The following is a 12,790-nucleotide window of genomic DNA, read 5'->3' as shown; positions in this document are numbered from 1 at the left end:
TCCTAACTTATTGATGAAACCAATGGTTTAGAGCGAACAGGGTAATCTTTGAAATGCATCATGCCGCTTTCCTGAAACTTCATATAAATGGTTTGTCCAAGTTCGTATTGTTCTTTCTTATATTCTTCAGCTGATACATCAGCAAATAGATACCTAGCTTGTTTATTTACCTTATTTTTAAGCATCATTCTGTAAAAACCACCACGGAACTCCATGTTTTCGATCGATACCGGAATAGAGTTTTCCCATAAATCTTTCTTTAGCTCAACATGTTCAGGTCTAATCGCGCGTAAAGAATAAGCATCTTCTAGAAAGTTAACTGTTCCAATAAAATCAGAAACAAATGGAGTTAGTGGATACTCATACACTTCCTGAGGAGACCCAGCCTGAACAAGCTCCGCATTATTCATAACCACCATTTTATCTGCCATGGACAACGCTTCTTCCTGATCATGCGTAACCATAATCGTTGTGATCCCAAGTTGCTTCTGAAGCCTCTTCATTTCATTCCGTAACTCTACACGAACTTTTGCATCAAGAGCAGATAATGGTTCATCCAAAAGCAAGAAGTCAGGAGAAAGGGCAAGGGCACGAGCTAATGCAACTCTTTGCTGCTGTCCACCCGATAGCTGCGCTGGATAGCGATCGGCAATATGCTCAAGGTTTACTTGTCTTAGCGTTTCGTAAACTTTGTCTCGGATTGAACGCTTTCTCATCTTTCTAGTCTTTAATCCATACGCAATGTTTTGGAATGCCGTTAAGTTTGGAAATAACGCATACGACTGAAACACAATTCCGAAATTTCGTTTAGCTGGCGGCAAGTGCGTAATATCTTTTTCATTCATCATCACAGACCCTTTGTTCGGTTGGTCAAGGCCTGCGATGATTCGAAGTAATGTCGTCTTACCACATCCGCTTGGACCTAAAAGACAGACAAACTCTCCTTTATTTACAGAGAAAGAAACGTCTTCTAAAGCTGTAAATTCCCCAAAATTCTTATACACTCCATTAACTTTTAAATGCTCCATTACATGCCCACTCCTCTTAAGAAATAATTGAATAGAAGAGGAAGAGCTCCCCTACTTATTCTTCAGGGGCACTCTTTCCGTCATATTTCTTTGTCCATTGATCAAGAATCATTTCACGATTCTCTGCAGCCCAGTTAAAGTCGTTCTCGATCAGCTGTTCCGTAGGATCTTGAGGAAAGCCTTCTGGCACTGGCTTATCTGTTGGTACCGTTGTAATCGCAAAGTTCTCACTGTATTCTTTCATCGCTTCATCAGAGATCGCCCAATCTAAGAATTTCTTTGCTGCAGGCTTTGTATCTTCTTTCTTCACTAGAGCATTTGCTTCTAGATCCCAACCTGAACCTTCTTCTGGGAAGATCGTTTTAATGGGCTCGCCTTTTTCAGCTTGTGTAATTCCTCTGTAACCAAAGGAGATACCGATGGGATATTCTCCTTGACCTGCTAATTTAGCTGGCTTCGAACCAGAGTGCGTATACATTCCTATATTCTTATGAAGGTTATCCATGTAGTTCCACGCTTCTTCTTCGCCCATCGTTTGCATAAGAGCAGAAACCGTAAGGAACCCTGTACCAGATGAAGCTGGATTAGGCATGACAATTAAATCTTTGTACTGAGGATCTAGTAAGTCTTCGTAAGAACGTGGAATATCTAACCCCATCTCTGCTATTTCAACTGTATTTACTGAAATCCCAGTCATCCAAGCATCAATTCCTACCCAGTGTGGTGTTTCACCATCACCCTTGTATGCGTCCCCTACACGTTCAATTCCTTCTGGCGCATATCCTTCAAGCATGCCTTCTTGATCCGCTACCAGAAGACTTGTAGCTGCAAGACCCCATACAGCGTCAGCTTTAGGATTGTCCTTTTCTGCAAGAAGTTTTGCCGTAATGACACCAGTTGAATCGCGAACTATATTTACTTTAATATCAGGATATTTCTCTTTAAAAGACTCTAAGTACGTAGGAATCATGTCATCTTCAAGCGCGGTATACACCGTAATCTCTTCCTTTGTTTCAGCTGTTCCACTTGAGCAAGCCGCTACAAAAAGCATAGATAAAGCCACAACAATCAACATCATTTTCTTCATGTGTTTGTTCCTCCTTAGATGATTTACGAGCAATACTTTCTGGCCTCCGGACAAGCCATTTCTCAAAGGATTACTCCTAATGTTTGCTACACCTCTACTATAATCATCATTTGTTAATTGCATATTAACCCAACATTAATGATGTGTTTTTTGTTGTCTTTTTGTTGTTTTAGTTGGTTTGTTGAAATTAGTTAAACGAATTGTTTTAAAAATGCACAAAATACCGTTAAAATAAAGAAAACACCTAAGAATGGAAGGGGAATAAACAGATGAGAAAGAAAGTCCTTACAATTGCAGGATCAGACAGTAGCGGAGGAGCCGGAATCCAGGCTGACTTAAAAACATTCCATCAGCACGGAGTATACGGAATTTCTTCTTTAACTACGATTGTAGCTATGGACCCAGAGAACGATTGGGCTCACAATGTATTTCCGATGGAACTTTCCACCGTTAAGGAACAACTAAAAACAGCTATGTCTTTAGGAATAGATGCCGTAAAAACAGGCATGCTTGGCTCCCCTGGCATTATTGAACATGCAGGAGAGGTTATTAAACAAAATGGTATTAAAGATGTCGTAATCGACCCTGTCATGGTTTGCAAAGGCACAGACGATGTCCTTCACCCTGAAAACCTTGAAAGCCTGCGTGAATCCCTTGTACCGCATGCTAAAGTGACAACTCCAAACCTTTTTGAAGCTGCCAAACTAGCAGGAATTCGCCGCATTGAAACAGTTGAACAATTAGAGGATGTAGCTAAAACGATCCATGAACTTGGCGCTCAAAACGTTCTGATTAAAGCTGGAACGCTTGTAGATGAAACCAAGGCAACAGACCTTCTTTACGACGGACAAGCATTCCACTATATTCAGACTGAGCAGTTTGATACTGGAAATGTCCACGGAGCAGGATGTTCCTATGCAGCAGCGATCACAGCTGAACTCGCAAACGGTAAAGATGTAATCGAAGCCATCAAATCCGCTAAAGCCTTCATCACAGCGGCTGTAAAAGAAGGCTTCCCTCTTAACGAATATGTAGGGCCTGTTTACCAAAAAGGCGATGCTAACGAGATTGAAGTTTCAGTAACAACGAAATAATGTACCTAAAAGAGCTTGGATGGTGATTCAAGCTCTTTTTTTATTTGTTCTACATATGATTCAGACTCTTCCATACAAGCCCCCTTACACGGAAGAGTCGAAGTTGAGATAGATTGGACCTTTATGTCTGTGAATGGTTTCTAGGCCCGCCTTACACCCAATTAAAGCAAACGGAGACATTCTCTCAACATCGAGTCTACATCCTCATCTCCTACTCTTTATTAAGCATATAAAAAACGCATGTGCCCTCAACTTGAGACCACATGCGTTATTGTTATTTATTCAACCGTTACACTCTTAGCCAAGTTACGCGGTTTATCCACGTCACAGTCACGGTGAAGAGCAGCGTAATAGGAAATCAGCTGCATCGGTACAACCGATACAAGAGGCGTTAAGAGCTCATGCACTTGAGGAATAACAAATGCATCATTTTCTTGATCTAACCCCTTCATACTAATTACACAAGGCTTCGCCCCACGTGCAGCAACTTCTTTCACATTACCACGAATGGAATAGTTCACATTCTCCTGTGTCGCAAGCGCCACAACCGGCGTCCCTTCTTCAATAAGGGCAATCGTTCCGTGTTTCAATTCGCCACCGGCAAACCCTTCTGCTTGAATATAAGAGATTTCTTTAAGTTTAAGAGCTCCCTCTAGACCAACATAATAGTCTTGGCTACGGCCGATAAAGAAGCAGTTTCTTGTTGTTGATAAATAATCAGCAGCAATTTGTTCAAGCTCTTCTTTTTGATCGCAAAGAGCTTCCATTGCGTTTGCTGCAATACCTAATTCTTTCATAGGGTTGAACTCTAGTTCTAAACCTTTGGCTTTAGCTGTATCTACAGCAAGAATTGCTAAAACAGCCATTTGTGCTGTATAGGCTTTCGTAGAAGCTACAGCAATCTCAGGACCTGCATGTAAGTGTAGCGTATAATCCGCTTCACGAGAAAGGGTAGAACCAGGTACGTTTGTAATCGTTAGGGCTGGGTGTCCTTTTGCCTTCGTTTCAACCAGGACGGCACGACTATCCGCTGTCTCTCCGCTCTGAGAGATATAGACGAATAGTGGCTTTTCTGAAAGAAGAGGCATGTTATATGAGAATTCACTCGCTACATGAACCTCAACCGGAACCTTCGCCAGCTTTTCAATAAACTGTTTTCCGATTAAACCAGCATGATAACTTGTGCCACATGCAATAATGTACACACGATCACAATCCATCATAGCTTGACGTACTTCTGGATCTAATTTAATTTCATCATTTTCATTTTGATATTCTTGGATGATTTTACGAATGACAAATGGTTGTTCATCGATCTCTTTTAACATGAAGTGCGGGTAAGTACCCTTTTCAATGTCACTAGCATCAAGTTCAGCTGTAAAAGGCTCACGATCAACTTGTGTACCATCTAATTTCTGAATCTCCACCTCATTACGACGAACAAGCACAATTTCTTTGTCTTCTAATTCAACAAATTGATCGGTGACTTTCAACATCGCTAATGAGTCACTAGATACAACATTAAAACCATCCCCTAAACCGACAAGGAGTGGGCTTTTATTCTTGGCTACATAAATAACGTCTGGATTCTGAGCATCAATAATGCCAACAGCATATGAACCTTTTAACAAGGAGATTGCTTTACGAAAAGCTTCTTGAACATCTCCCATTTCGTTATAAAGGTTCTCGACAAGCTGGACAATGATTTCTGTATCCGTTTCACTATTCATATCAACGTCGCCCAGGTATTCGCGTTGTACATCTTCGTAGTTTTCGATCACACCATTATGAACAATCGTAAAGCGGCCAGACGCGCTTTGATGCGGGTGAGCGTTTTCATAGCTTGGCGCGCCATGGGTAGCCCAGCGTGTATGACCGATTCCCATTGTTGATTCGATGTCTTTCTTCTCTACTTCTGAACGAAGTGCAGCAATGCGTCCTTTAACCTTCGTCACATGAACACCATCATTGTTTAATTCTGCAATACCAGCCGAATCATATCCTCGGTATTCAAGCTTCTCTAAGCCTTGTAATAAAATCTCTGTTGTATCTTGTGTTCCAATATATCCTACAATTCCACACATATCGTTGTTTCCTCCTTAAAATAAGGGGCAAATCAACGTTCCGATGGTTGTTCGGGGCTTGATCTGCCCCTTTCTCATGAATACATTCTTTTCACCTTGCTTTGATCCTTTGTGCAAAGGGTCACCCCTTTGTTTTAGGATAAAAGCTTACGATTGAGGTGAACCCAACCGGGAGGCATCCGCCGATACTCGATGAACCTCCTCCTCGTCAACTACCTTCCTTCCGAACAGAAGATAGTCCAGGCGCTTTAGTTATCCATTTCTTCTAATTTGCTCCCCCTCCTCTTTTACTACAAAACGGTATTCCTTATTTGCACACACTTAAGGATAGTATCCGTTACGTCACTACATTAAACGTAGTTAGAAAAATTAGACGGAACAAAATTAATTTTACTCTATTTCTTCTTACAGGGTCAATGTCTAATCCATTACAGGTTTGTTACAACAGTAAAGATCTTCCCTATAAAATATGCGCAAGGACACATAACGTGCCTCCTGCGCATTCTTATCAGTCTTCTTTCATTCCTAACTCCGCTTGAACGACTTCAACAACTTGGTTGACGTATTTCTCACAGTCCTCTTCTGTAGGAGCTTCAACCATAACACGCACAAGTGGCTCTGTCCCTGAAGGACGTACAAGCACGCGTCCTTCATCTCCCATCGCTTCTTCAACCGCTTCAATTTCAGAAGTAATACGAGGATTTGTCATGACTTTTTGTTTATCAATGACACGAACGTTCTTTAATACTTGTGGGTACTTCTTCATTTCATTTGCTAATTCGGATAATGGTTTGCCCGTTTCTTTTAGGACGTTTACAAGCTGAAGTGCTGAAAGCAATCCATCTCCTGTTGTGTTGTAGTCTAAGAAAATAATGTGACCGGACTGTTCACCACCAAGGCTATAGTCCCCGCGGCGCATCTCTTCTAATACATAGCGATCGCCTACGTTTGTTTTATCACTCTTCATACCGTTTGCTTCAACAGCTTTATAGAAACCAATATTACTCATTACAGTAGATACAACTGTGTTATGACGAAGACGACCTTGTTCATTTAAGTATTTCGCACAAATAAACATAATTTGGTCTCCGTCTACAATGGCTCCGTTCTCATCAACCCCAATTAAGCGGTCTCCGTCGCCATCAAATGCTAAACCAATATCAGCACCCTTTTCCTTAACAAAGGATTGCAAAGCTTCCGGACTTGTAGAGCCGACTCCATCGTTAATGTTCAGGCCATCTGGTGATGAACCCATTGTGGAAAGTTCCGCTTCTAAGTCTGCGAAGATATGAGGGGCTATGGAAGATGTAGCACCATGAGCACAATCTAGAGCCACATGTAATCCATCAAAGTCATAATCAATCGTTTGCTTCAGATATTGCATGTATTTCTGACCACCTTCGAAGTAGTCATTAACAATACCAACATCGCCACCAGTCGGTCGAGGTAGCTCATCTGTTTCTTGATCCATTAGCGCTTCAATTTCATTTTCTTGTTCATCGGTTAACTTAAATCCATCTGGCCCAAAGAACTTAATTCCGTTATCTTCAACTGGGTTGTGAGAAGCTGAAATCATAACTCCTGCTTCTGCGCCCATTGATTTCGTTAAATAAGCAACCCCCGGAGTTGAGAGAACCCCAAGGCGCATAACCTCCGCACCAATTGATAGTAATCCTGCTGTTAAAGCGTTCTCAAGTAGCTGACCCGAAATACGCGGATCACGGCCTACCAATATTTTAGGTCTTGGTGTATCTTTCGTTAGCACGTAGCCTCCGAATCTTCCTACTTTAAATGCTAGTTCTGGTGTTAGCTCCTGGTTGGCTACGCCTCGCACACCATCTGTACCAAAATATTTTCCCATTATTCAATCGCTCCTTCACTCTAGGCAAATGAGGTATTTACTACTCTATACGAATTAGAGCTTCGTCGTTACTTGTTTGCCATTCAATACTTTCAGGTCCATTTACTTCTATCGGTACGTTTGCTTCACCATTGACGAGCTGTCCAACATCAATAAAAACTTCGAAATCTTCTTTTGTAATGTTTTCTAACTCCTCTTTTGTACCTGTTAAAGTCAAATCAATAACCTGTTGTTCTGGTGTAATAAATGTTAGATTTTTACTTGATTCCAAGTTGTTCACGTTAATGGTTACATCATTAAACGTTTTTTCTGTAATTTGCTCCACGTCTACCTTTGCCCCTACCGTTTCTGGCTTCATTGTTTCAATCCCATCAGGTAAAGGAAGGTCCACGTCTAAAGTTGTATCTTCTTTGAGATCGGAGACATCTACCTCGATATCAACAAAAGCGCTAACACCCTTCAGAGCATCTTGTGAACCATAGACAGCGATAAATTCCGGAACTGGTTCAATTCCAACAAGACGATATCCTTTAGCGAGTTCTCCTTTAGGTTCAAATGTTACAGGGACCTCTTTACTTGGAGGTAATAAGGGAACCGTCACTTTAACAGTGCTCGGCTCTACCACTACATTAAGCTCGTTCCCTTGTTCATCATAAACCTTTACAGGAGATTCCTTCTTCGTAATGTCACTCTCAGCGTTTTGTACATCTACAATTGCTTTTACAAGAGATACTTTGGAAACCTCTGTCTCAGACCCTATAATATCAACCTGAGCTGGTGATACTTCCGGTGTACCTAGCTGGTACCCTTCTTTAATCGTGTCACGGTGTATGTAGTCCACGCCAACCTGGAACTCTTTTGAAGACCGTTTCTCCAGAACCACATTAACTTCTTGCGGATCTATAGAGACGGATAGCTGATTCGAGATCCCTTGAGTCTGGATTGGCACGGTTTGAGGGCCAAGCTCAAGACCCTCTAAATCGATGTATGCCTCGAACGTCTTTTGCATGACAGTTCTCGTCACTACAGAGTTCGGTCCTTCTACAGTGACAGTGACGCTCGATGGCACTTCTTTCACTACATATTTTTCCTCATTCATTTTTACTTGTAAAGGAATATTATTCATAGCTGCAATTTTATCATTGCCTTCAAGAAAGATAGAATCAGAACTCGATTGCCCATCATCAAGGTTTATCGAGGCGTATAAGAGGAGTGCTAATATTAAAGAAATCGCTCGAATGAACCACGGACTTCTTAACCACTTATCCATCTTTTTTCCCCCTCCAATCCCAATTCTTTGAGCTAGGAGCCTTCGGCGCTCGTTCTAATTCCCTCTCCAAAATTTCCCGGAGAGCTTGTTCATCTAAACCTCTGTGCAATTCTCCGTTTCTTGTACAGGAAATGCCTCCTGTCTCCTCAGAAACCACAATAGTTAATGCATCAGTTACTTCACTGATTCCCATTGCAGCACGGTGCCTCGTTCCTAACTCTTTTGAGATAAACGGGCTTTCTGAAAGGGGCAAATAACAAGCGGCAGCCGTTACTTCATCTTGTTTAATAATAACGGCACCATCATGTAAAGGTGTATTAGGAATGAAAATATTGGTCAATAACTCACTTGATAACCGACCTTGAATAGGAATCCCTGTCTCTACGTAATCGCCCATTCCTGTTTCCCGCTCGATTGTAATAAGAGCGCCTATGCGCCGTTTTGCCATGTAATTACAAGATTTAATAATTGCTTCAACTGTTCGTTTCATTGAATCTTCTTCACTATTCGAATTCCTGGCAAAGAAACTACCTCGTCCGAGCTGCTCGAGCGCCCTTCTTAGCTCTGGTTGGAACAAGATAATCACACCAAGAAAACCCCATGTCATCGCTTTGGACATTAACCACATTAACGTACTAAGCTGAAGAAAGTAACTAACAAGCCATATCCCAAGGACCACAAAGATCCCTTTCAACAACTGCACAGCTTTGGTGCCACGAATCAACATGATTAATTTATACAAAACAAACCAGACAAGGGCTACATCAATAATAATTCGAATGTATTTCAATCCATCTAATTGAACATTCAATCCCCCATCAAGCATGCCTACACTTCCTTCTTATCCTTGACTTCATTTACGTTATAAACATATGTAACAAATTCACAATAGTTTTATTATAGCATACATCTTTATAGTAAAAATAACACTAAAACGCTCCAATTAAACAAAATAAAAAAAGTCACTATAAAAGTGACTTTAGACTTAGATGGCCTTTATTGAGTAAATGAAAAAATATCTTTTGTCGTCTTCTTGATGTTATACCACATCCACCCAAAGATCTGGTCCACTTGATTAAGTTCCCCAGTAACCTCACCGGCGGATGCCTTTAAGTGGTCCCCATTGATTAAGACTACATCCCCATTTACCTTACCTTCTACCTTTAAATTACCATTCTTCACTACAAGATCGCCTTCTACGGTTTTCCCTTCAGGTACAATGACCGTATTCTCTTGAATCACTATATCTTTCTGTTTTGAAACGCTCAATTGCTGATCCTGACTCCAAGTAGAGAAAATGCCACTAAACATCAAAATAAAGAAAATCGCAGCTGCTGTAATCATAGGGTGGGCTTTGAACCACCGCTTGTAACCTGAACGTTTCTTTTCTTTAGGCAGATTTCCCATGACCTTTGCCGTGAAATCAGGCGGAGCTTGAACCGCACTTGTACTTTGAACCATGGCTACTGTTCTCTTTAATTCATGAAAATGGGATTGGCAATCATCACATTGTTGAAGGTGTTGTTTTAATAGTTTTGTCTCTTCTTCGTTTAACCCATCGTCTAAATGTTTATGCATTAACTGAATAACGTCATTTGCACACTTCATTTCCCATCACTCCTTTACACGTGACGAAGTTTCTTACGAAGCGCTTCGCGTCCTCGGTGAACTCTCGTTTTTACAGTTCCGACCGGAATGTCCAAAATGTCACTAATCTCTTGTAATGAAAGCTCATCTATATATCGAAGGACGATAACAGAACGATACTTAGCAGGAAGTTGAAGAATTTCATGATGAATATATTCCTGCAACTCTAAGCTTTCCACCTCTTCTTCTGGCAGCGCTTCGTCAGCTGAAATTTGCGAGTACATGTTTAAGCCTTCAGTACCCTTCACCTCAGCATCCAGAAAGTAGTCTGGTTTCTTCTTTCGTATTCGATCAATGGATAAATTGGTCGCAATCCGATATAACCAAGTAGAAAACTTTCGGTTCTCATCAAAAGAGTGGATGTTCGTATAGGCTCGTATAAAAGCTTCTTGAGCAATATCTTCTGCTTCATGAGCATTCCCAAGCATCCGGTAACATATTTGGTAAACTTTATTTTGGTAAAACGTCACTACATCTTCAAAGGCTGAGTGATCACCTTTTTTTACTTTTTTAATCTTTTGTTTAATAAATATCTCCATGTACTATACCTCCGCTAGATCTGCGGTCATTCTACATACGAATAAACCTACGACCAGGTTTCAAAATCAATTAAAAAAATAAAAAAGAAATTATATGTACAAAAGTTATACATTTGCATTTTTTTAAAATGAGAGGTTTAACTTTATATAAATAGGATATATACAACTATAGTATAGTACTTAGGTTATAGTAAGGAGGAAATAGAATGTTGAAAGAATTGTTAAATGAGATTGAAATGTGTAGAAATGAAATGATTCAGCTAAGCTCAAGCTTACCTTTATCATCTCAAGAGGTCATTGAAGCAAGCTCCCGGTTAGATGGTTTACTTAATGAATATGAAGCAAGAAAAAATAAATAACGGAAACAGCAACTTATGAGAATAAGCTGCTGTTTCGCTCACTTTTCTATCGTTCTATTTTAAATTCTCTCCGAATAACGAACCCATCAAACCGACTGCAACAGTCGCCGTTTTATTCTTCTCATCCAATATCGGATTCACCTCAACGAATTCCGCTGAAGTAATAAAGTTAGCTTCTGCAAACATTTCCATTGCTAAGTGGCTTTCTCTATAGCTCATTCCACCCATTACAGGTGTCCCTACTCCCGGTGCTTCATTAGGATCCAATCCGTCCAGATCTAAACTTAGATGAACTCCATCAGTACGATCCTTCAAGTACTCCACTGATTCCTGAATCACTCCCGGCATTCCCATACGATCAATCTCATGCATGGTATATACCCTTATTCCCTTTTCTTTAATTAATTGCTTTTCACCCTCGTCAAGAGAGCGTGCTCCTATAATAACGATATTCTCAGGTTTAATTTTTGGCGTGTATCCATGGATACCCGTTAAACGTTCATGACCAATCCCTAAGCTTACAGCTAATGGCATACCATGAATATTTCCTGAAGGGGATGTATCCCCTGTATTTAAATCCCCATGAGCATCATACCAAATTACACCAAGATTGTCATAATGTTTTGCAATACCAGCCAAAGACCCAATCGCAATACTATGATCTCCTCCAATAATTAACGGGAATCGACCTTCGGTTACTACCTGATCTACCGCTTCAGCAAGGTTGGTATTTCCTTCAGCAACCTCTTTTAAATTCCTTAGATGATCTTCTTGAACTTCTTTTCGGTTGGGCCGAGGGATATGCACATCTCCCAGATCTTCGATATCATATTCTAAACGCTCTAATCGTTCAATTACTCCCGCGTAGCGTAGAGCACTAGGTCCCATATCTACCCCTCTGCGATTTTGTCCTAAATCCATTGGTGCCCCTATAATTGATAATTTACGATTCATTGTCCCATCATCCTCCTTTGACTCTACATCTATTGTAGACACAGTTCAGACAATGACTCAACTGGACATAAATCTGTATATATATACGAAAATAAAGCCGTTTTTATCGAATTTTCTTATAATTAGCCAGCATGCTTTGTTAACCTAAACTAAGACAAATAAAAAACCCTTAAGTCATCAAGACTTAAGGGTTGTGATGGAGCCTAGCGGGATCGAACCGCTGACCTCCTGCGTGCAAAGCAGGCGCTCTCCCAGCTGAGCTAAGGCCCCGTTTATATGGAGCGGAAGACGGGATTCGAACCCGCGACCCCCACCTTGGCAAGGTGGTGTTCTACCGCTGAACTACTTCCGCAAACGAAAAACACATCAACAAAGTTAATGTGAAAATGGTGAGCCATGGAGGATTCGAACCTCCGACCCTCTGATTAAAAGTCAGATGCTCTACCAACTGAGCTAATGGCTCTTCGTATAATGGCTGGCCCAGCTGGATTCGAACCAGCGCATGACGGTACCAAAAACCGTTGCCTTACCGCTTGGCTATGGGCCAAAAATGGTGGAGGGGGCAGGACTCGAACCTGCGAACCCAGAGGGAGCGGATTTACAGTCCGCCGCGTTTGGCCAACTTCGCTACCCCTCCAAACACAAAGAATAGTATACCACATATGCAATTTAATATGCAAGGGTTATTTATTTTTTAGAACATAACTTGCTGGTGCCGACCGAGGGACTCGAACCCCCAACCTACTGATTACAAGTCAGTTGCTCTGCCAGATTGAGCTAGGTCGGCAGAAAAAATAAATGGTGGAGGATGGCGGGCTCGAACCACCGACCCCCTGCTTGTAAGGCAGGTGCTCTCCCAGCTGAGCT

Annotated in this window: 11 protein-coding genes and 6 tRNA genes; 2 read left to right on the top strand and 15 right to left on the bottom strand. The window is 41.2% G+C overall.

What is annotated here, in order from left to right; genetic code table 11:
• Positions 1-2 precede the first annotated feature (2 nt).
• On the bottom strand, positions 3-1,028 hold the full coding sequence (locus LQ226_RS18725; protein WP_231419577.1) for an ATP-binding cassette domain-containing protein: 1,026 nt from the start codon (positions 1,026-1,028) through the stop codon (positions 3-5).
• A 55-nt stretch (positions 1,029-1,083) separates the two neighbouring features.
• The gene (locus LQ226_RS18720; protein WP_231419576.1) at positions 1,084-2,115 is read right to left on the bottom strand and encodes a putative 2-aminoethylphosphonate ABC transporter substrate-binding protein; all 1,032 of its coding nucleotides are present in this window, start codon (positions 2,113-2,115) and stop codon (positions 1,084-1,086) included.
• A 269-nt stretch (positions 2,116-2,384) separates the two neighbouring features.
• Here LQ226_RS18720 and thiD point away from each other — a divergent pair, with 269 nt between their 5' ends.
• Positions 2,385-3,209: a bifunctional hydroxymethylpyrimidine kinase/phosphomethylpyrimidine kinase gene (gene thiD / locus LQ226_RS18715; RefSeq protein WP_231419575.1), complete on the top strand. Its 825-nt coding sequence runs from the start codon at positions 2,385-2,387 to the stop codon at positions 3,207-3,209.
• Between the two features lie 278 nt (positions 3,210-3,487).
• Here the strand turns inward: thiD and glmS are convergent, their stop codons facing one another.
• The 6 genes from glmS to sigW form a co-directional block, all read right to left on the bottom strand.
• Positions 3,488-5,293 carry a glutamine--fructose-6-phosphate transaminase (isomerizing) gene (glmS, locus tag LQ226_RS18710; protein ID WP_231419574.1) on the bottom strand — a complete coding sequence of 602 codons (1,806 nt, stop codon included), beginning with the start codon at positions 5,291-5,293 and terminating at the stop codon, positions 3,488-3,490.
• 508 nt (positions 5,294-5,801) lie between these two features.
• Complete coding sequence (glmM, locus tag LQ226_RS18705) at positions 5,802-7,154, bottom strand: phosphoglucosamine mutase (protein WP_231419573.1); 1,353 nt, start codon at positions 7,152-7,154, stop codon at positions 5,802-5,804.
• 40 nt (positions 7,155-7,194) lie between these two features.
• Complete coding sequence (locus tag LQ226_RS18700) at positions 7,195-8,424, bottom strand: CdaR family protein (protein ID WP_231419572.1); 1,230 nt, start codon at positions 8,422-8,424, stop codon at positions 7,195-7,197.
• Positions 8,417-9,250 (bottom strand): diadenylate cyclase CdaA, encoded by an 834-nt coding sequence (gene cdaA, locus LQ226_RS18695; protein ID WP_231419571.1) that lies wholly within the window; start codon positions 9,248-9,250, stop codon positions 8,417-8,419. Before cdaA ends, LQ226_RS18700 begins: the two co-directional genes overlap by 8 nt.
• A gap of 170 nt (positions 9,251-9,420) precedes the next feature.
• Positions 9,421-10,032 carry an anti-sigma factor family protein gene (locus LQ226_RS18690; RefSeq protein WP_231419570.1) on the bottom strand — a complete coding sequence of 204 codons (612 nt, stop codon included), beginning with the start codon at positions 10,030-10,032 and terminating at the stop codon, positions 9,421-9,423.
• A 14-nt stretch (positions 10,033-10,046) separates the two neighbouring features.
• A complete protein-coding gene (gene sigW, locus LQ226_RS18685) occupies positions 10,047-10,610 on the bottom strand; it encodes an RNA polymerase sigma factor SigW (RefSeq protein ID WP_231419569.1) in 564 nt (187 codons plus the stop codon).
• 206 nt (positions 10,611-10,816) lie between these two features.
• Between sigW and LQ226_RS18680 the strand changes: the two genes are divergently transcribed.
• Complete coding sequence (locus tag LQ226_RS18680) at positions 10,817-10,969, top strand: aspartyl-phosphate phosphatase Spo0E family protein (RefSeq protein WP_231419568.1); 153 nt, start codon at positions 10,817-10,819, stop codon at positions 10,967-10,969.
• Positions 10,970-11,023: 54 nt separating this feature from the next.
• Here the strand turns inward: LQ226_RS18680 and rocF are convergent, their stop codons facing one another.
• From rocF to LQ226_RS18645, 7 genes are all read right to left on the bottom strand, one after another.
• Positions 11,024-11,923, bottom strand: a complete 900-nt coding sequence (rocF, locus tag LQ226_RS18675) for an arginase (RefSeq protein ID WP_231419567.1) — start codon at positions 11,921-11,923, stop codon at positions 11,024-11,026.
• A 197-nt stretch (positions 11,924-12,120) separates the two neighbouring features.
• Positions 12,121-12,193: transfer RNA gene (locus LQ226_RS18670), tRNA-Ala, on the bottom strand.
• A gap of 7 nt (positions 12,194-12,200) precedes the next feature.
• Positions 12,201-12,275 (bottom strand) — tRNA-Gly (locus tag LQ226_RS18665).
• 35 nt (positions 12,276-12,310) lie between these two features.
• Positions 12,311-12,386: transfer RNA gene (locus LQ226_RS18660), tRNA-Lys, on the bottom strand.
• Positions 12,387-12,395: 9 nt separating this feature from the next.
• Positions 12,396-12,470, bottom strand: a tRNA-Gln gene (locus LQ226_RS18655).
• Between the two features lie 4 nt (positions 12,471-12,474).
• Positions 12,475-12,560, bottom strand: a tRNA-Tyr gene (locus LQ226_RS18650).
• Between the two features lie 73 nt (positions 12,561-12,633).
• A tRNA-Thr gene (locus LQ226_RS18645) sits at positions 12,634-12,710 on the bottom strand.
• Positions 12,711-12,790 lie beyond the last annotated feature (80 nt).

It is taken from the genome of Pontibacillus sp. HN14 (genome assembly GCF_021129245.1).
Lineage (GTDB): Bacteria > Bacillota > Bacilli > Bacillales > BH030062 > Pontibacillus.
This window is presented reverse-complemented; position numbering and strand designations above follow the sequence as displayed.

Coding starts and splice junctions, on each gene's coding strand:
- LQ226_RS18725 (WP_231419577.1), bottom strand. CDS start 1,028: ATGGAGCATTTAAAAGTTAATGGAGTGTATAAGAATTTTGGGGAATTT.
- LQ226_RS18720 (WP_231419576.1), bottom strand. CDS start 2,115: ATGAAGAAAATGATGTTGATTGTTGTGGCTTTATCTATGCTTTTTGTA.
- thiD (WP_231419575.1), top strand. CDS start 2,385: ATGAGAAAGAAAGTCCTTACAATTGCAGGATCAGACAGTAGCGGAGGA.
- glmS (WP_231419574.1), bottom strand. CDS start 5,293: ATGTGTGGAATTGTAGGATATATTGGAACACAAGATACAACAGAGATT.
- glmM (WP_231419573.1), bottom strand. CDS start 7,154: ATGGGAAAATATTTTGGTACAGATGGTGTGCGAGGCGTAGCCAACCAG.
- LQ226_RS18700 (WP_231419572.1), bottom strand. CDS start 8,424: ATGGATAAGTGGTTAAGAAGTCCGTGGTTCATTCGAGCGATTTCTTTA.
- cdaA (WP_231419571.1), bottom strand. CDS start 9,250: ATGCTTGATGGGGGATTGAATGTTCAATTAGATGGATTGAAATACATT.
- LQ226_RS18690 (WP_231419570.1), bottom strand. CDS start 10,032: ATGAAGTGTGCAAATGACGTTATTCAGTTAATGCATAAACATTTAGAC.
- sigW (WP_231419569.1), bottom strand. CDS start 10,610: ATGGAGATATTTATTAAACAAAAGATTAAAAAAGTAAAAAAAGGTGAT.
- LQ226_RS18680 (WP_231419568.1), top strand. CDS start 10,817: ATGTTGAAAGAATTGTTAAATGAGATTGAAATGTGTAGAAATGAAATG.
- rocF (WP_231419567.1), bottom strand. CDS start 11,923: ATGAATCGTAAATTATCAATTATAGGGGCACCAATGGATTTAGGACAA.